This is a genomic window from Spiroplasma melliferum KC3 (assembly GCF_000236085.2).
GTDB lineage: Bacteria > Bacillota_I > Bacilli_A > Mycoplasmatales > Mycoplasmataceae > Spiroplasma > Spiroplasma melliferum.
Genome location: NZ_AGBZ02000001.1, coordinates 447,764 through 467,909, shown reverse-complemented (window position 1 = coordinate 467,909; position 20,146 = coordinate 447,764). Strand labels below are relative to the sequence as shown.

The 20,146-nt window shown below is 26.9% G+C and carries 17 protein-coding genes and 1 riboswitch; of the genes, 10 read left to right on the top strand and 7 right to left on the bottom strand.

The genetic code is table 4. The annotated features are described in order from the left end of the window. Window positions 1–62: 62 nt before the first annotated feature. Window positions 63–1,181, bottom strand: coding sequence for a DNA polymerase III subunit beta (gene dnaN / locus SPM_RS02305; protein ID WP_004028022.1), 1,119 nt, complete (start codon window positions 1,179–1,181; stop codon window positions 63–65). Window positions 1,182–1,349: 168 nt separating this feature from the next. Continuing rightward, window positions 1,350–2,702 (bottom strand): chromosomal replication initiator protein DnaA, encoded by a 1,353-nt coding sequence (gene dnaA / locus SPM_RS02300; protein ID WP_004028021.1) that lies wholly within the window; start codon window positions 2,700–2,702, stop codon window positions 1,350–1,352. A 409-nt stretch (window positions 2,703–3,111) separates the two neighbouring features. Further along, a riboswitch (purine riboswitch) is annotated at window positions 3,112–3,209 on the top strand. An 86-nt stretch (window positions 3,210–3,295) separates the two neighbouring features. On the opposite strand from dnaA, the gene guaB reads away from it, so the two are divergent. The 8 genes from guaB (at window position 3,296) to SPM_RS02260 (ending at window position 13,077) form a co-directional block, all read left to right on the top strand. Beyond that, complete coding sequence (guaB, locus tag SPM_RS02295; protein ID WP_004028020.1) at window positions 3,296–4,741, top strand: IMP dehydrogenase; 1,446 nt, start codon at window positions 3,296–3,298, stop codon at window positions 4,739–4,741. A gap of 154 nt (window positions 4,742–4,895) precedes the next feature. Then, window positions 4,896–5,030 carry a 50S ribosomal protein L34 gene (gene rpmH, locus SPM_RS02290; protein WP_004028019.1) on the top strand — a complete coding sequence of 45 codons (135 nt, stop codon included), beginning with the start codon at window positions 4,896–4,898 and terminating at the stop codon, window positions 5,028–5,030. A gap of 42 nt (window positions 5,031–5,072) precedes the next feature. Further along, complete coding sequence (rnpA, locus tag SPM_RS02285) at window positions 5,073–5,390, top strand: ribonuclease P protein component (RefSeq protein WP_004028018.1); 318 nt, start codon at window positions 5,073–5,075, stop codon at window positions 5,388–5,390. Between the two features lie 15 nt (window positions 5,391–5,405). Next, window positions 5,406–6,686 (top strand): membrane protein insertase YidC, encoded by a 1,281-nt coding sequence (gene yidC, locus SPM_RS02280; protein WP_004028017.1) that lies wholly within the window; start codon window positions 5,406–5,408, stop codon window positions 6,684–6,686. Next, complete coding sequence (locus SPM_RS02275) at window positions 6,686–7,270, top strand: R3H domain-containing nucleic acid-binding protein (protein ID WP_004028016.1); 585 nt, start codon at window positions 6,686–6,688, stop codon at window positions 7,268–7,270. The genes yidC and SPM_RS02275 overlap by 1 nt, the downstream gene beginning before the upstream one ends. Window positions 7,271–7,604: 334 nt before the next feature. Next, window positions 7,605–10,541: an Mbov_0399 family ICE element protein gene (locus SPM_RS02270; protein WP_004028015.1), complete on the top strand. Its 2,937-nt coding sequence runs from the start codon at window positions 7,605–7,607 to the stop codon at window positions 10,539–10,541. Between the two features lie 406 nt (window positions 10,542–10,947). Beyond that, window positions 10,948–12,297 (top strand): tRNA uridine-5-carboxymethylaminomethyl(34) synthesis GTPase MnmE, encoded by a 1,350-nt coding sequence (mnmE, locus tag SPM_RS02265; protein ID WP_004028014.1) that lies wholly within the window; start codon window positions 10,948–10,950, stop codon window positions 12,295–12,297. Window positions 12,298–12,306: 9 nt separating this feature from the next. Beyond that, window positions 12,307–13,077 carry a TatD family hydrolase gene (locus tag SPM_RS02260; protein ID WP_004028013.1) on the top strand — a complete coding sequence of 257 codons (771 nt, stop codon included), beginning with the start codon at window positions 12,307–12,309 and terminating at the stop codon, window positions 13,075–13,077. A gap of 70 nt (window positions 13,078–13,147) precedes the next feature. Here the strand turns inward: SPM_RS02260 and mreB (SPM_RS02255) are convergent, their stop codons facing one another. The 5 genes from mreB (SPM_RS02255) to mreB (SPM_RS02235) all read right to left on the bottom strand — a co-directional run bounded on the left by mreB (SPM_RS02255) (window position 13,148) and on the right by mreB (SPM_RS02235) (window position 18,651). Beyond that, entirely contained in the window at window positions 13,148–14,206 is a 1,059-nt protein-coding gene (mreB, locus tag SPM_RS02255; RefSeq protein ID WP_004028012.1) for a rod shape-determining protein, read from the bottom strand. 53 nt (window positions 14,207–14,259) lie between these two features. Next, window positions 14,260–15,303: a rod shape-determining protein gene (mreB, locus tag SPM_RS02250; protein WP_004028011.1), complete on the bottom strand. Its 1,044-nt coding sequence runs from the start codon at window positions 15,301–15,303 to the stop codon at window positions 14,260–14,262. A gap of 169 nt (window positions 15,304–15,472) precedes the next feature. Continuing rightward, entirely contained in the window at window positions 15,473–16,204 is a 732-nt protein-coding gene (locus tag SPM_RS02245) for a lipoprotein (protein ID WP_004028010.1), read from the bottom strand. Between the two features lie 79 nt (window positions 16,205–16,283). Beyond that, window positions 16,284–17,342: a rod shape-determining protein gene (locus tag SPM_RS02240; RefSeq protein WP_004028009.1), complete on the bottom strand. Its 1,059-nt coding sequence runs from the start codon at window positions 17,340–17,342 to the stop codon at window positions 16,284–16,286. Between the two features lie 259 nt (window positions 17,343–17,601). Continuing rightward, a complete protein-coding gene (gene mreB, locus SPM_RS02235) occupies window positions 17,602–18,651 on the bottom strand; it encodes a rod shape-determining protein (RefSeq protein WP_004028008.1) in 1,050 nt (349 codons plus the stop codon). 128 nt (window positions 18,652–18,779) lie between these two features. On the opposite strand from mreB (SPM_RS02235), the gene rnmV reads away from it, so the two are divergent. Next, on the top strand, window positions 18,780–19,298 hold the full coding sequence (rnmV, locus tag SPM_RS02230; RefSeq protein WP_004028007.1) for a ribonuclease M5: 519 nt from the start codon (window positions 18,780–18,782) through the stop codon (window positions 19,296–19,298). Next, window positions 19,298–20,146, top strand: coding sequence for a 16S rRNA (adenine(1518)-N(6)/adenine(1519)-N(6))-dimethyltransferase RsmA (rsmA, locus tag SPM_RS02225; RefSeq protein ID WP_004028006.1), 849 nt, complete (start codon window positions 19,298–19,300; stop codon window positions 20,144–20,146). The genes rnmV and rsmA overlap by 1 nt, the downstream gene beginning before the upstream one ends.

Sequence of the window (20,146 nt, the reverse complement as noted above, 5' to 3'; positions counted from 1 at the left end):
TTTTAGTGTCTAATTTAACCCTATAAAAAAGTTATAAAATAAAAAAACTCATTACTGAGTTTTTAATATGACCGAATTGGTAAAACTAATTGTTGTAATGTTGGATCATCATTAGCAGTAATAATTAATGGTTTTGTTTCATCAATCATTTTAATTGTAATTTCTTTTGTTTTAAAGGCTTTTAAAGCATCCAAAATATATTTTGAATTAAAAGCAATTATTTGGTCTGCTCCTTCAACTTTAAAGTCTCTAATTTCTTCTTCCGTGTTACCAATTTCTTGTGTAAATGAAGTAACTAAAACTTTTTGTTCTTTTATTTTTAATGTAACAATTGTTGTCATCGCCTCATTTGATAAAACACTAGCTCGCTCAATAATTTTAATTAGTTCACGATTATTGATTGTTAATGAAGTATTAAAGGAAGTTGGAATAACTTTACTTGTATCAGGATATTTTCCTTCAATAATTTTTGTTTGAACAATTGTATTATTAATAATAACGCTAACTGACTTATCAGTAATTTTCATTTTAATTTCTTGATCATTTTCTGAAATTAAACGCCCAATTTCATTAATAAATTTTCCAGGAATAATAACATCAAAATTATAATTATTACTATAGTCAATCTTTTTACATGATAATCGAAATGAATCAGTTGCAGTAATTATTAATTCTTTATTATTTTGATCTGTTTTAATATTTAAACCATTAAAAACTATTCTCTTTTCTTTTTCTCCAATTGCAAAACTTGTTTGTGAAATAATTTCTTTTAATACTGTACTTGTAAAAATTATTTCTTTACCCTCTGTCTCAAATGATAAATGTGGATAATCTGCTGAGTTTAATGTATTTAAAACTGAATCAAAATTATTTGCTTTAATTTTAATTAAATTGCCCTCAACTACTTCTAATGTAATAAATTCATCTTCAATTTTACGAATAACTTCAACAATAAATTTATTTTTAATTAAGACACTTCCAATTCGAGTAATGTTTAAATCATTGCCCATAATTTCTGATTTAATTGATGTATCACCATCAGAAGTAGTAAAAGTAATTTTGTCTTTTTTAACTTCAATTAAAATTCCCAATAATGAAGGAATTAAAGTCTTTTGAGAAATTATCCGACTTACTTTCAATAATTCATCTAATATCTTATCTCTTTTAATGTTTACAATCATTTTGTTACTCCTTACTTTAGTATATTCTGTAATATATAAATAATTATATACCATTGTTAAAATATTGTTTTTTATTTATTAGTATTATATTGTAGAAAATGTGGAAAACTTGATAAAGTTTTGAATAATATTATTTTTTATTAAAAAACAATCGTGGAAAATAATGTGCTATTTTCCTTCAATTTTTCTACGAATTGCATTTACTAAATGTTTAAATTCTTTGTTTGTACTAATGTGTGCTTCAACTTTTTTAACACTATTCATCACAGTTGTGTGGTCTTTGCCACCGAACTCTGTTCCAATTCTTGTAAATGGTTCATCTAGTAATGTTCTACAAAAATACATTGCTAATTGTCGTGCTTGCATAACATTACTAACTCGTGATTTACTCATCATTGCTTTGATAGTAATATTGTAATTGTCAGCAACAATTTGTTTAATTTTTTTAGGGGTAATTTTTTCATTATTTTGCAGGGGGGCATTTTTAAATGCCTTTTCAACATCAGCTAATGTAATAATTTCATTTGGTTTTTTGTTCATAACAGCTAAAAATAATAATCGTTTAATTGCTCCTTCTAACTTTCTAACATCACTGTTAAAATTTAAAGCAATAAATTCTAGTGATTCTTCTGAAAATAATCCTAAGTTATTTTGATGTTTTAGTTTTTGTTCTAATATTTTAAGTGCTGTTTCAAAATCTGGTGAATCTAAGCCAATACTTAAACCATATGAAAAACGAGAAATAATTCTAGCTTCAAAACCGCCTAGATCATCAGGATATTTATCAGAAGTGATTACAATTTGTTTATTTTTTTCAATATATGAGTTAAAAATATGAAAAAATAATTCATTTGTTTTATTTCGTTTTGCTAATAATTGTATATCATCAATTAATAAACAATCGTAAATGTCATAAGATGTTTTAAAAGCTTCAATAATTTCATGGCCTTGGTTTAAAATATCCATAGCAATTTTTCCAAACTCATCAGCTTTTAAATATTTTACTCGGTTATTTGTTTTATAAATTTCATTTACCTTATTTTCAATTGCATGTAATAGATGTGTTTTTCCTAGTCCAGAGTCTCCATATATGAATAATGGATTTCATTTTTTTCCAAGATCTAAAGCAACTGCTAAAGCTGCTTGCATTGCTTCGTGATTAGAATCACCACGAACAAAATTTTCAAAAGTATAATTTTCATAGTAAGCAAGGTTATTGTTTTCTGTTAATGTGTCAATTTTACTAATTACAGATGCTTGCTTATTGATATTTTTTTCTAATTCAAATGAAATATTATATTGGATTCCAGTTAGTTTTTTTAAGATATTTTTAATTTTTTCATTTAATCCTGCTTCAAAAACACCAATTGCAATTTCTGATTTTGTTGTAATTAAGCAGTTATTATCAGATACAGTATATAAGTTTGTGTCACTAATATAGTAGTTATAAATTTCTGGGGAAACTGATTCATCACGAGATAATATTTCTTTAACTTCAATCCATAATTCTTTTGTGTTCATTAATTTCATCTCCAATAGTTTTTATCGTTATTAATTATAAATAAAAGATGTGGAAAAGTACTAAAAAATGAGTAAAATTAATAAAAATTAATAGTTTTCCACATTAAATATTTTTTATATTTTCTTTAAAAGCATTGTTTTTATTGAATATTTTTATTGTTTTCCACATTATTAACATTTTATGGTGTAAATCATTTTTTATTGTGGAAAGTAATAAAATTTCATAATAAGCAAATTTTTTGTAAAATATCGAATGTTTTTAATAAATGTTTGAAATTTATGAGCAATAAGTTAAACTTTAAAAATTTTAGAAAAGTGAAGTTATATGAGTAAGTACAAACAATAATAGAATCTAATTTAAATGGGAATTTTATTGGTTTATTTTATTTTTTTTGTTATAATTAATATAATTTAATACTTACAATAATCCTATATATACTAGAAATATGGTCTAGTGTCTCTACAATTAACCTTAAATTAAATACTATAGGTCTTAATTTATTTTTAATTTGTTAAGACCTTTTATTAATTGGTTTTAATGGTCATGTTTCTTTTATTAAATTTTTTGTATTAAATATTTTGGAGGAAGAAACATGCAAATTAAAAAATCTTATACCTTTGATGATCTACTATTAGTTCCACAAAAATCAGATATTTTGCCATATCAGATTGATTTAAGAACTAAATTAACAAAAAATATTGAGTTAAATATTCCTTTTATATCTTCAGCAATGGATACTGTTACTGAATCAAAATTGGCAATTGCAATTGCTCGCGAAGGTGGTATTGGAATTATTCATAAAAATTTATCAATTGATAAACAAGCGGCAGAAGTTGAAAAAGTTAAACGTAATGAATCCGGTTTTATTATTAATCCAATAACATTAAAACCAACAATGACTGTTCAGGATGCTGAAAATATTATGGCTCAGTATCGTATTTCGGGTCTGCCAATTGTTGATGAAGAAAACAAATTATTAGGAATAATTACAAATCGTGATATTAGAGCATGTCATGATTTAACTGCTTCGGTTGATAAATTTATGACTGTAAAAAACTTGATTACAACTCATGAAAATATTGATTTAGAGCAAGCAAAAGATATTTTGTTAAATAATCGTATTGAAAAACTGCCAATTGTTAATGAAAAAAATATTTTAACTGGGTTAATTACCATTAAAGATATTAATAATCGTGATGAATATCCTAATGCTTGTAAAGATGAACAAGGGCGATTACGAGTTGGTGCAGCAGTTGGAATTGATGAAAGTACATTATTACGTGTTGAAAAACTTGTTGCAGTTGGAGTTGATGTAATTGTTGTTGATTCAGCACACGGTCATAGTCAAGGTATTATTAATATGGTTCAAAAAATTAGAAAAGCTTTTCCAACCATTGATTTAATCGTTGGGAATGTTGTTACTGCTCAAGGAGCGTTAGATTTAATTGCAGCTGGTGCTAATGCAATTAAAGTTGGTGTCGGGCCAGGAAGTATTTGTACAACAAGAGTTGTTGCTGGAGTTGGAGTTCCTCAAATGACAGCTATTAATGATGTCTATGAGGCTTGCAAAGGAAAAGAAATTCCAGTCATTGCTGATGGTGGAATTAAATATTCTGGTGATGTTGTTAAAGCACTTGCAGCTGGTGCTAATGCTGTAATGATGGGTTCAGTTTTTGCTTCAACATTTGAAGCACCCGGTGAAGAAATGATTGTTGAAGGTAAAAAATATAAAACATATATGGGAATGGGTTCATTAGCTGCTATGAAAAAAGGTAGTGCTGATCGTTATTTTCAAGATAAGAATCGTAAATTAGTTCCAGAAGGAGTTGAAGGACGAGTTTTATTAAAAGGTAAATTAAGTGATATTTTATTTCAATTTATTGGTGGTGTACGAAGCGGTTTTGGTTATTGTGGTGCAAAAAATATTTTAATGTTACAAAAAACAGCTCAGTTTGTGGAAATTTCAAATAATGGTTTAAAAGAATCACATCCCCATGATATTGCAATTACCAAAGAACCACCAAATTACACAAAATAATATTATTTTAAGTAGAAAGATAAATAGGGATAAGAAACATAGCATCTCTATTTTTTTATTTTTAAAAAAATATTTTTTTAATTGATATTTTTTATTAATTAATATATTATTTATATGATGTCTTAATAATTTATATCATAAGGAGGTGCTAGTAATGAAAAGAACGTGACAACCAAGTAAAATTAAACATAAAAGAACACATGGTTTTCGAGCAAGAATGGAATCAGCTTCAGGCCGTAAAGTTTTAAGTAAAAGAAGAGCGAAAGGAAGAAAAGTATTATCAGCTTAAGAAGGTTGATAAAATACTTTATTTTTCTATTTGTGTCGAAATGTGAAAAAAAAATTTATTGTTAAAAAAAATTATGAATTTCAAAAAATAATAAATAACCGTTCTTTTATTAAAACTAACCCTTATTTTATTTATTTTAAAAGAAATGATCTTAATTATCATCGTTTTGGAATATCTGTCGGTAAAAAATTAGGAAATGCCGTTGTTAGAAATAAAGTAAAAAGACAAATTCGAAGTATGTTAAATTTTGATTTTTCAGCAACAGAAGGTTATGATCAAATCATCATTGTTCGAAAATCATATTTTAGCAATAGTTATTTAATTAATAAAGAAATTTTATTAAAGCAAATCAAAATGTAAAAAGGAGGCGAAATAGTGAACTATCGTGATTATATTTTCTCAGATGGGAAAAAAACACGAAAACCTTGATATTCAATTGCCTGGAAATGAACAAAATTAGTCTTGTATCTTTTTTTAATTATATCAATGTTATGAGGTTGTGGGCAAATGATGGTTCCAAAATATGGAACTGCCCAAATTTTAGATGTTTCTGGTCAAAAAGTATATAAACCAGGAGTTTTCTTTGAAATTATTTTAGGATACGCTAATGTTGGGAAAGAACACTTTTTTCATTTTGAAAATGGACAATTATATGAATATCCATATTTAGCAATTAGAACATGATCTGATGCTTTTGTTAAAACATCTTCACCGTTTTATGGTTGTTTTGTGTTCCCTGTTGCTTGAATTTTAGTTAATTTAATTTATGGTTTTGGTGGATTAGACAATGGTGCAGGAATTATTGGTGCACTGTTATTAACTTCATTAATTGTGCGTTTAATTACTTTAATGTTTAGTTGAAAAGCACAACTAAATCAAGACAAAATGCAATTAATGCAAATTAAACAAGCAGAAATTCAGGCCAAGTATAAAGGTTCAAAAGATCCGGCGGCAAAACAAAAACAACAAATGGAAATGATGCAGTTGTATCGAAAAGAAGGAGTTTCACCATTATCAACAATTGGTTCTTCCTTTTTATCAATTCCGTTTTTAATTGCGATGTATACTGTTGTTAGAGCAACACGAGAATTAAAAATGGCCACAATTGGGCAAATTTCTTTAATTGAAAAGCCATGAGATATGATTACTAGTGGAAATTATGTTTATTTAGCTTTATTATTTGTATATTTGCCAATTCAAATTCTTTCAATGATTTTACCAACTATTTTAAACCTTCGTAAAACAAGAGTTATTACAAAGGAACAGAAAAAAGCACGTAAACGGCAATTTATTATGCAAGGAGTAATGATTGTTGTCTTCTTCGTAGTTACAATTTCAATCGCGTCTGGGGTTGCTATTTATTGGATTTTCTCAGCCTTTATTCAAATTTTACAAACATTAGGATTTCATTTTTTACGAGTTAAGAAACGAAGTAAAAAAAATAAAAACAGAGAACCATTTGGACAAAAAATTAAGCATTTATTTGTTCGAAAGCCACATTTAAAAACAACTAATAATAATGTTGAAAATATTGAGATTACAAAAACAAAACAAATAAAAACAAATAATGCCGATAAAATTTCTTATAATCCGGTTAAATCAAAACCTAAAAAATCTAAATTTTCTTTACATAATAAGAAAAAAAATAAAGATTAATGATTTTCATAAAAAAATTTAAGTCGCAAAAAAAATTTAGAGAATTTTTAAATAATTCAAGTAAAAACTTTTTTTATAAAACTGAATTATCAACAAAATGATTTTTTCAGCGACTAGAAGTGACCTTTTTTGAAATTAATGATATTATTTCTTTTTGTAAAGAACATTTAGACAGTATTATCAACGATATCTTATTAACGAAAGATTATGAGATGTCTTTTTCATATTCTAATAAACAATTTTTAATTACATTAAATATTAAAGGTTTCAAAATAAATATTAATATTTTTGATTTTGTTTTTATTCTAGAAACATTATTGCATACATATGTTAGTCGTAAATTTCAAAATGATTTTAAATTTATTATTATTTTTAATTATGATAAATTAATGTTAATGGAAGCTGTGCAAAGTGTTGTTAATAGAGTTTTATCATCAAAAAAAGAGCAATTGTTACCTGTTATGAATAAAGAACAACGAAAATTAGTTCATAGTAATGTTTTAAAATTTCCAGAAGTAATTTCAAAGTCAATTGGCTCGGAAAATACTCGCCAAATTATACTTAAGTATAATTATAAAAAATAATTATTTTTTATGGTTTAATAGATATGTTAAAATAATAGTGAATACCAAAGAATCCTTAGTGATACTAGCATATTTTTTCAAGAACATTTAAATTATGAAGAAATTAATGGCGAAATATATTATGATGCAGAAGAATATAGTAAATAAAACAAGTAATCACTCATTTTATTTACATAATAATGGAGAATTTAGATGGGTGTTTAAACCAAATCTAAAATATTAGTGAAATTTATAAAAAAATTTGACTTATTAGTTAAGTTATTATATTATTATTAACATAGTGTATGACTTTTACTTAGTAGATACTAGTATTAAAAATTAGGAATAATTAAAAATGAAGACTTGAATAAATATATTGTTGTTATCAATTTTAGGTTCAACTATTTTTTCATCAAAGGCAATAAATTTAAACAAAAATTATTTAAACAATATTTCTAATAGTCAATACAATAATAATATTGATCCAACATATCCAACTTTTAAAGATAAACAAACTTGATATGATTCACAACGGGTTTGTTGAGATGGAGGGACTTGTGAGCCACATCCTAGCTCAAAAACAATTTCATTTAATTGAAGACAATATGCTGATGATTGAAATACTTTTAAAAAAAATTATTCTAGTTTTACGATTGGCATATATGCTTCAGCTAATTCAAGATATAATTCGAGTACTTTAACAGATAGAACATTTAATACATCAGTGATTTCATCAAACCGAATGGATAGTGGTATTGGGAGATATAATTATAATAAGTTTTTATCAAATGCTAATGCACATTATGAAAATTATGGTAGTAATTCAGCTTATGCTGGTTACTATTTGTGGCATGATTCAACGTATATATATGTATTTTTATCTTTAGTTGCACAAACACAAAAGGGAGGTATCGGCGAAACTCGAGGAGCTGAAGCCTCGCTTAATTATAAAGGAATTACATTCCATTCATCATTTTCTTTGCAAAATGTAAAAAATAATTTAAATTATGCTCTAAATAAAGAAATTAGTTTAACATCTGATTATTCAGGTAGTTTGGAAGACAAAAAAAATATAAATGATCCAACTGGAAAAGGAAATGATTTAACAACATTATTAACTACAACTATAAAAAATGTATTAGGAAATGAATATTCGAAATGAAAACCATATATTCAACCATTTTCATTTAATAATAGTACACGTAAAGCAACAACTGTTTTTAAATTCAGGAATTCTACTACTGGAAATCAAGAAATATGAACTTTTGAAACGCCGGTTAATATAAAATTATCAGAAAATTATTGAGGGAAGTCACTAAGAGGCAGATTAAATATTTTCCCTGGACAAATTGTTAATCCAAATGATTCTACCCAAGGTATGGTTCCTGATAAACCAATACAATTAGAACCTGATAAAGTAAGTGATACTTATGGTGGTACTTTAGAATTTCATACAACTGCACATTTACAATTTGATGGACTTAATGATTCATCTGAATGAATGACAGTAAATGGTCAACCTGTTGAGGTTATTAATAACAAATTTGTTTATAATATGAAGGACCAACGCGTTATGGAAGGCAAAGAGGCCACAAATATTTATGATATTGTTGTTAATCATGATGATGAAACAAATAAAGCAAAATATCGAATAAAATATAAAATTTCTAATTTAGTTCCAACTTTATTACCTAAATGATATGCCTGAGATCCAGCTAAAAATCCTAATCAAAATGATTTAATTGTACCTTCAATTGATGGTAAACCTAATCCAAAATATGATCCAGAAGTTAATCCAGAGACTGGTACAAAAACTCAAATATTATGAGTAAAGAAAAAATCTAAATATCCTTTTCCGTTAGATCCTTTAAATAAATATGGAGAAGTTATTGACCCTAAAAGAAATCCTGGAGATTATGACTTAGGATTTTTAGCAGAAGGTTCAGTTGTTGGAATGGGAGTTCAGCAGCTATTTAACCCAGCAGAAGTTAGTGAGGTTTGACGAGAAGGGGTTAACAGTAATTTAATTAGTCCTTCTAATCCAACAGAACGTGAGCAATTAACTAAAATAAAACCTGATTCAGTTAATAAGTATTGATCTTGAGAAGGTTTTTGACATTATATTACAAAAACCAATGATAATTTAGCATATGAAAAATATGTATTAATTGGTGCAAAATACCAAGATAAATATCCTCGTTTTTTAGATATTTTAGGTAATAATAACATTGCGGTTGATTTTTGAACAACTATTCATGGTATTCATTTAAAAAATTATTTAATTGATTATAAAAAACTTGATTTAACTAAGATTAGTAAATTAAATTTTGAACAAGTTGCTAGTTATTGAAAAGAATATACTTCTGATATAATTGCTCAGCGTATTCCGCCAGATCCAAATCCAGCTGATTTTGTTGATATTTCTGGTAATTTTCCCGCAATTAAAATGAACGAAATTGATGTAAATAAAATCCGTTCCTTAGTTTTAGCTTATGCTCAAAATTATATTAATCAAAAAGCAAGCGGGGCAAAATTAGGTATTGATTATTATGTGGTAACAAAAGAGGGAATTGATATTAGTAGTAATGCTGATGCTTTAAAACCATTGTTAGATAATCTAACAGAACCAAAATATCTTGATATTATAATTAAAACAAAGCAATTTTCCTCTATACTAATTGGTGAAGCTAATGGAAGTATTAAGAATTCACGAAATTATGATCCAGAAAAAGTAAAAGATTTGTCAAAAATTAAATTTAATAATCAAAAATTTAACTTTGCTGGTTTTTCAATTGAGGAAATGAAAAATTGAATTATAAAATATATTAATCTTGGATTAAAAAAATCTGGTTATACAGATTTAGTTTTTAATAAAGACTATGGAATTTCAATTAACGATATTCCGCCAACTGATGAAAATCATAATAATGTTCCTGGTTATTTTAATGATGAAATATTTTCAGATTTCTTAAATAATTTAGAAAGGTCTAAAAAAATAACCATAGTAGTATATGCTAATGATGCAAGCGATTTAGCGGAAGGAAAAACCGAATTTGTTCTTGAAAATTATATTAATGGGGACAAACCTGATCCTGACCCAACGAATCCGACCAACCCTGTTGATCCGATTGAACCAAACCCTAATCCAACTAATCCGACAAATCCAGAAATACCAACATGGGGAGATAAAAAATATTTAAGATGATTGTTACCAGTTATTATTATTCCAATTATTGGAATAATAATTGGAATAATTTGATTCTATTTTCGCTTTAAGAAAAGAATTCGGTAGTGTAATAATTTACTTAAAGTTAGGGGAATTACAAAATAATTCCCTTTTAATTTTTCAAAAATCAATAAACATTGTGGAAATAAAAAAATTAAAATTATAAATTTTGTTAAATACAATAGTAACTAAATTAGATTTAAAAGAGAATAATACTAAAGTATTGGAAATAAAATAGATAGTCATTCATTATTATTTAAATTTGATTAAATATTCACATTTTTATATTAGGGTATTTTTTATGTTAAATTAGCACTAAAATCAAGATAATTATCTATGATATTATTAATGATTTAAATATAAGTTAAGCTATTAAAAAGTGGCTTTTATAAATAAATTAATTGTAACACTTGAATTTATAATTTATAGTTTGATATAATATAATGAATTAATAAAAGAGGAGTTTTATAAAATGATTGAAGATACAATAATTGCCCCAGCAACTGCAATGGTAAAACAAGCAATTGCAATTATTCGCATGTCTGGGGTAGATAGTTATAAAATTATTAATAAAGTTTTTTCAAAAAAAATTATTCAAGAGGGGAATCAAATTTACTATGGTTATTTACGAGATGGTAAAGAGATTATTGACCAAGTTATTTTAGTTTGTTTTCAAAAACCTAATTCTTTTACGGGAGAAGACATTATTGAAATTAATTGTCATGGTGGTGTATTAGTTACAAATAATATTATTAAGTTATTACTAAAAAATGGTGCACGTTTAGCAAATAAAGGTGAATTTTCGCAACGAGCATTTTTAAATGGAAAACTTAATTTAATTCAAACAGATGCTATTAATAACTTAGTTAATGCAACAAATGACACTAGTGCAAAAATAGCTTTAAATAATTTACAAAATAAAAATACTTATTTAATTAGTACTTATCGTGATGAACTGTTAGATATTATTGCAAATATTGAAGTAAATATTGATTACCCTGAATATGATGGTGTTGGTGATTTAACTACACAAGAATTAAATCAGCGTTTATTAATTTTAGAACAAAAAATTAATGATTTAGTTAAAATTAGTAAAGTTGGGAAAATGATCGATGATGGTATTAATGTCTTAATTTTAGGAAAACCAAATGTTGGAAAGTCATCATTATTAAATGCATTAATGAACGAAGATAAAGCTATTGTTTCTGACTTGCCAGGAACAACAAGAGATATTGTTGAAGGGAAGATTAATTTAGGACCATTAACCCTAAATATTATTGATACAGCTGGTTTACGTGAGACAGTTGATAAAATTGAGCAAATTGGAATTGATAAAGCACGTCAACAAGTTATTAATGCTGATTTAATTTTAATTGTCGCTGATAATTATGCTGATTTAATTAATTTAAATCCGGAGCTTAAAGAACTGATTAAAAATAAAGAATATTTGTTAGTGTTAAATAAAACCGATTTACTTAATATGCAAACACAAAAGAAAAATTTACAGCAAAATATTCTTTTGATTTCAGCATTAAAGCGAGATATCAAGTCTCTTATTGATAAAATTTTAAATTTATATAAAACGGCACAAATTACAAAAGATGATCAACTAGTTTTATCAAATATAAAACAAATTTCTTTATTAGAGAAGGTAGCAAATTCAATAAAAAATGCATATAATAATAGTACGAGTGGATTTCCGGTTGATATTATTAATGTCGACTTACATGAGGCTTGAGAAATATTGGGTGATATTCTAGGTGAAAACTATGAAGAAGACTTATTAACAACAATTTTTAGTAAGTATTGCCTAGGAAAATAGGAGGAAAATATGCAAGGAATTTTTGACACACATTGTCATTTAATGTCACATGAATATGAAAATGAAGAAACATCAGCCATTATTGCTGATGCCAAAATTAGTGGCGTGTCTTGGCTTAATAATGTTGGTTATGATTTAGCTTCTAGCCAAGCAGCAGTTCGTCATGCAATGCAGTATGATAATGTTTTTGCAACAATTGGCTTTCATCCAACTGATGTTGCTAAGTATGGTTTTTCAGATTTAGAGAAATTAGATCAATTATTAAATAGTGATAAAGTAATTGCTGTTGGTGAAATTGGATTAGATTATTTTCATAAAACTGTTTCTCCAGATTTACAAAAGCATTGATTTATTAAACAAATTGAATTAGCAAAACAACATAATCTTCCACTTGCGATTCATTGCCGTGATGCTTATGAAGATTGTTATGAAATATTAAAACAACAAAAAGTAACACAAGGTTTAATGCATTGTTATAATGGGACAATTGAAATGGCTCAAAAATTTTTAGATTTAGGATTTTATCTTTCATTTGCTGGTAATATTACTTTTAAAAGTGCCGAACAATTACGTGAAGTTGCTAAAATGGTACCATTAAATAAGATTTTAGTGGAAACTGATGCACCATATTTAACTCCTGATCCATACCGTGGAAAAAAGAATTATCCTAAATTTATTATGTATACAGTTAAAAAATTAGCAGAATTAAAGAATATGCCGGTTGAAGAAATGATTCGTATTACTAATAAAAATGCACGCAAATTATTTAATCTTGATTAATTTTTAATTTCAAGTTTGAAAATTACAATAAAAAAATATTAGGTTAACCTAATATTTTTTTTGCTTCAATTTATTTTCTTTTTTTACCTAATGTTGATAATAATCCTTTTTCTTGAAAATTATACAAACCATTTTCAATGTTTTTCTTAATTGTTTTTTCAAAGATTTTTGTTCCTTCGATAACACAATTTAATGGATCTGAAGCTATTTTAGTTGGTAATTGGAAAATATCAAAGAAATATTTGTCAATATTTCTAATTAAAGCTCCTCCCCCACAAACTGTAATTCCATTTCTCATAATATCACCAGCTAATTCTGGTGGTGTATTTTCTAATAATTCAATTACTAAATCTGTAATTTTAGAAAAGGCATTTAGTAAAACATTTCTAATTTCTTCTGAAGAGATTTTTGCTTCTTTTGGTAATCCTGAAACAATATCACGTCCGTAGATTTGCATTGATCTTTCGTTATGGTATTTAACTAATGAACCAATGAATTTTTTAACATCTTCGGCTGTTTTTTGCCCAATTGCAATGTTATATTCTGAACGAATGTATTTACGAATATCATCATCAAAGTGATTTCCGGCAACTTTAATTGATCTTGAAACAACAATATCACTTGATGAAATAATAGCTAAATCAGTTGTTCCTCCACCGATATCAATGATTAAATGACCTTGAGGTAATTCAATATTAATTCCTGCTCCTAAAGCGGCCATTTTAGCCTCTTCTTCAATGATAACTAATTCAGCACCCATTTCTTTAGCAACATTTTTTAATGCTTCTCTTTCAAGTTCAGTAACTCCACTTGGACATGCTAATAATACAATAGCATTCTTTCAAATGTTCATCATTTTCATTCTTGAAAAGATATGTTTTAATAAATCTTGTGCAGCTTCCATATCTGCGATAACTCCATCTACTAATGGTGTTACCATTCTAATATCTCCGTGTGTTTTTCCTACCATATCATAGGCAGCTTTCCCTAAAGCAATTAAACTATTAGTTTTATTGTTATAAGCCATTAATGATGGTTCATTGTAGACTACACCTTGTCCTGAAACATATGCTAAAACATTAGCAGTTCCTAAGTCAAGAGAAATAAATGGTCTAGTTTCTGGTCTCACGTTTTTGTCCTCCTTAACAATTTAATAACTATTATAATCAATTAATGATTATTCTAGTAATTTAATTCTTTTACATGCATTGATTCTAATCTTAAGATATCAAAGATGTCTGATTCGAATTTTTTAGTTCCATTAATAACAGCTAATAATGGTTGTTCTCCAATTTTTGATGGTAATTGTAATGTATCTGTAAAGTAACGATCAATTCCTTTGATTAAAGCTCCTCCCCCACAGATGGTAATTCCATTTCTGAAGATATCACCAGCTAATTCTGGTGGTGTTTCTTCTAACACTTGAACTGTTAGGTCAATAATTCTTGACACTGGTACTTTTAATACTTCTCTGATTTCTTCAGGTGTTACTTCAATTTCTCTTGGTAACCCTGAAACAACATCACGTCCATAAACTTTCATTCTTCTTTCATCAGGGTATTTTGATAATGACCCAATTTCAATTTTAATTTGTTCAGCAGTTTTTGATCCAATTTCTAGACCGTATTGTGAACGAATGAATTTTTGTGCTTCATCATTTAAGTAGTTTCCAGCAACTTTAACTGATTTTGATAATACGATATCTCCTGAGGCCATAACAGCAATATCTGTTGTTCCTCCCCCCATATCAATGACTAGGTTTCCAGCAGGTTTGTAAATATCAACCCCACCACCTAATGCAGCCATTTTAACTTCTTCTTCTACAAAAACTTTCGATGCTCCTAAGTTCATAGCAATTTTTTTCAAAGCAGCTTTTTCTAATTCAGTAATTACTGATGGACAAGCCAATAACATAATTGAATGTTTTAATTGTTTTGTAATACGTAATTTTGTAAAGATATATCTTAATTGTGCTTCTGTTGCACGAATATCTGTAATAACTCCGTCAACCATTGGTCTAACAATACGAATTGACTTATTTCCTTTTCCAATCATTTTGTAAGCTTCGGCTCCTACAGCAATAATTCTGTTTTCTTTAATTCTGTAAGCAACAATTGAAGGCTCATTATAAACGATTCCTGAACCTGAAACATATACTAATGTATTAGCAGTTCCTAAATCCATAGAAACGAAAGCCGGTTTTTTTGCACTATTAAATAAAGCCATGTAATTTTGTCCTCCTGTTTCTTGTTAAATTAATTAGTTAGATTAATATATTTGATTAATCAATAAAATGAATTGCAAGTCTCTATATTTATTTTCAAATAGAGAATACAATACAAAATAATTATAACATAAATCCTAATCTTTCCTAAAAATTATTCCATAATTAAGTTTAGTACCGGTTTGTATTAATGCTTAAAGGAATTACAAAAGTGGGTGACATAATTGTTAAAATCCTAATTAAACTATTGACTAAATTTTCGATTCGTTGTTTTGCTTCATCAATTGTTAAAAAATATTTAGTTAATTTTAAATATTTAACTTCAACTGTTTCTTTCAAAAAAGTTAGATATTTTTTAACTAACTTTGTGATATAAGTACTAATATCAGTTGGCGTTTTATATTGGTATTTAATTTCAATTGCTGATTGGTCACGCTTATATTCATATTTAAAAATTTGTGTATCAGATAAAATTATAATTGGATTATAAATTGTCATATAAACAAAGAAAGTTTTTAAATCAGAAATATTAATTTTACCTTCTTCAATACTGGTAATGGTAGAATTAAATCAATCACTATAAATTTCTTCAATATTTGTTGAACTGGGATAAGGCCAGGCAATACCGCTATTGTTTAGTAATTGATTTCATGGTTTATCAATATTAATGTAACCAGACGAAGTTAAAATTTGCTGAATAAATCAATATGAAAAATATGGCTCATTAATTGTTTTGTCAGAACTAAAAACTGTCCCAAAAATTGGTTGATCAGTTTTTGATGTATAAGTTCAATTTGCCAAAGCTTGGCGAATTCGTACATCAATTGTTGAACAACTCACAACTGAATTAACTACTGGTGTTATAAAAGTTAGTGCTGTTAAAAATGATAATACTTTTTTCATTATTGCCTCACCTTATATAATATAATTTTATCATTTTTCTAAAAATTAATAATAAAAAAATAGATAAGTAGTTTTAAACTTATCTATTTTTTTTGTTTTCTTCAATTAAGTCGGTTCTAATTTTTTTCTCGTAAGCAATACATCCATCAATAACAGATGTTTCAGCGTTTTTAGCTACACGAACGGGAATTTGGAAATAATCTGATAAAAATTCTTTAATTCCTGCAATTTGGCCACATCCTCCAGTAACTAAAATTCCATTAGCAACAGCATCACCAGCTAATTCAGCCGGAGTTTTTTCTAAAACTTCGGTTATCAATTGTGTAATTGATGAAAAAATACTTATTAATAATTTTCTAATCTCTGAATCTAAAATCTCTGCTTCTTTTGGCATTCCTGTTACAACATCACGGCCGAAAATAATCATTTTTTTATTTTCTTTTGTTTTGTATAATGAACCAATTTGTTTTTTAATTTGTTCAGCAGTAACAACACCAATTGAAATGGTATGTTTTGCCCGAATATATTTTAAGATTTCTTCATCAATATAATTTCCAGCAGTTTTAATTGATTTACTTTCAACAATTCCACCAGCTGAGATAATAGCACAACTTGATTTTCCACCACCAATGTCTAAAATAAAAGTTCCTTTTGGTGCAAAAATATTTTCACCGGCTCCCAAGGCAGCCATTAATGAATCTTCCTCAATTTTTACAAAGTCAGCACCGATATTTTTACACATTTTGATTATTGCTTGTTTTTCTAAGTCTGTAACATTTTTGGGACATGCAATTAAAACAATAGCATTTTTTCATAAATCAGCTACCTTTGCTTTTTTTCCTATTTGTTGAATAAATTCTTCTGCAATAGTTAAGTTTGTAACTGCTCCATTACGTAATGGTGAGTAAATTTCAATTTTATCGTGTGTTTTTCCAATTAACTTTTTAGCATCATTACCTAATGCTATTAGTTTCTTAGTTCCGATTTCATATGCCATTACTGATGCTTCATTAAAAATAATGCCTCTCCCAGCAACATAAGCAATCGAATTAGTAGTTCCTAAATCGATAGCAATGAATTTCCGGGGTGCTTTTGGCGAAATGTTAAATGAATTTTTCAATACGTCTGATATTGCCATCTTTAAAATGTCTCCTTCCGTTTATTGCTTCGTTAAAAAACATAGCAATAATAATAACATAATAATTTTCTTTAATATTAAACCCTTTATTTGTTATAAAACATTCAATATCAAGTAATTTTATTATATAAAATCTGGTATAATTTGCAATTAAAAATGATGATTTCAAGTTTCTTTTTTCTTTTTTTAAAATTTTAATTATTTTTTATGGTATTAATGTCTTAAAAAATAAAAAAGTATATTTTAAAAATATACTTTTTTATGAAATTTTGTATTCATTTGCATCAAGTAACTGAATTCTTTCAATTACAGCACCTAAATTTTTTTCGTAAGTTTTAGCACCATCAATTACACACATTAATGGATCATTTGCAGCTTTTACTTTTAATTGGAAAATTGACTCAAAATATTTTACAATTCCACGAATTAAAGCGCCTCCACCACAGATGGTAATTCCATTTCTAATAACATCACCAGCTAATTCTGGTGGTGTTTGTTCTAACACTTCTACCAATAAGTCTGTAATTCTTGAAAAAGGGGCTAATAAAACGTTTTTAATTTCTTCAGGTTTAATTAATACTTCTCGTGGTAATCCTGTAATAATATCACGGCCAAAGGCACGAACTGGTTTTTCATTAATTATTTTAACTAATGCACCAATTTCTTTTTTAATTTGTTCAGCAGTTCTAATTCCAACTAGCACATTGTATTCAGCACGAATATATTTTTGAATTTCTTGATCTAACTGTTTTCCAGCAACTTTAACTGATTTTGAAATTACGATATCACCAGCTGAAATAATTGCAATATCTGTTGTTCCTCCACCAATATCAATTACTAAATTTCCTTGAGCTAGACCAATGTTAATGCCAGCTCCTAATGCTGCTAGTTTAACTTCTTCTTCTACTAAAACGTGACTTGCTCCCATATCTTTTGCAATAGCTTTTAAAGCACCACGTTCTAATTCGGTAACTCCGCTTGGGCATGCTAATATTACTAGTGAATTTTTTCAAATTCCTGATAATTTTAATCTACTAAAAATGTGCTTTAGTAAATCTTGGGCTGCTTCCATATCTGAGATAACTCCATCAACAAGAGGTGTTACCATTCTGATATGATCATGCGTTTTTCCAACCATTTTGTATGCTTCATTTCCTAAGGCAATTAATGAGTTGCTTAAAGTGTCATATGCCATCATTGAAGGTTCATTGTAAACAATTCCCTGACCTGATACATAGGCTACCGTATTAGCTGTACCTAAGTCTAATGCTAAAAACGAGTAGTCTTTTCCAAATTTATAATTAGCCATATTTCTTTTTGCCTCCTACTCCTATATTTAAAATTTATGATTATTTTAATATAACAGTCTAGTATAATTATACTATAAAATCATGATAAGTAAATGAAAAAGGTGTTTATCGGGGAGTGAAGGATAAAATGGGAGTATTTATTATTGTTGAAGGTAAGACCGATTCAACAAAGTTAAAAAGTATTTTTCCTGACATTAAAACAATTGAAACCAGTGGTAGTGGAATTACAAAAGAAAAGTTAGCATTGATTAAAAAAATTAGTTTAAACAATAAAATAATTATTTTTACTGATCCTGATTATCCTGGGCAAAAATTACGCCAAATTATTAGTGATTATTTGGAAAATAACTGCCTTCATGCTTTTATAAGTAAGAATGATGCAATTAAGGGTAAAAAAGTTGGCGTCGCTGAAGCATCTGAAATTGCGATTAAAAACAGTATTAATAATTTAATTAGTTTTTCAAACCAGCCAGTTGATAATTTATTATGAAGTGATTATATTAATTTAGTTGATTCAAAATTAAAGCGTGAAAAAATTATTAAGTATTATAACTTAATGCCAACTAATAATAAAACAACATTTAAATGACTAAATTATATGAATGTTAAAAAGCAAGATTTAATTGATATTTTAAAGGAGAAATAATGAAGAAACAAAACCAAGAAATGCGCACCGAAGGGATAGTTGCTAAAAAAAGCAAAGGACAAAACTTTTTAACAAATACTCATTTTATTAATTTAATTGTTGATAGCGCATTTGATTTACCAAACACAAATATTTTAGAAATTGGTCCAGGAATGGGGGCTTTGACAAGTTCTATTTTATTAAAAGCAAATAAACTTGTTTGTGTTGAAATTGATTCAACTTTAGTGGAATACTTAACATTAAAATTTAAAGATCAGAATTTAACTATTATTCAAGCAGATATTTTAACCCTTGATTTAGAAAAATTATTTTTAACAGAATTTTTAGATAATAATCCAATTAGTATTATTTCCAATATTCCTTATTATATTACTTCACCGATTATCTTTAAATTATTAAAAATAAAGAACCCAAAAGTAAAAGAAATTATTTTAATGATGCAAAAAGAGGTTGGTGAACGAATTATGGCGCAGCCAAATTCAAAAAATTATAATAGTCTTTCTGTTGTTTGTCAATTTTATAGTGATATTGAAAAAGTTTCTTTAGTTGGCCGTAATAATTTTGTTCCAGTACCAAAAGTTGATAGTATTGTTTTAAAATTTAAATTAAATAAAAAATATCCTGCGCTAATAAATGATAAAGAATTTATTAAGTTTATTCGAATGATGTTTGCAACAAAGCGAAAAACAATTTTAAATAACTTAGCAATTATTGTTAATAATAAAACTTTAGCAGAAGATATCTTATTAAAATTAAATTATGCATTAAATTTACGTTCAGAAAATTTAAGTTTAAATGATTTTTATCTTTTATATAATGAAATTAAACAAATTAAGGGAGAACTATAA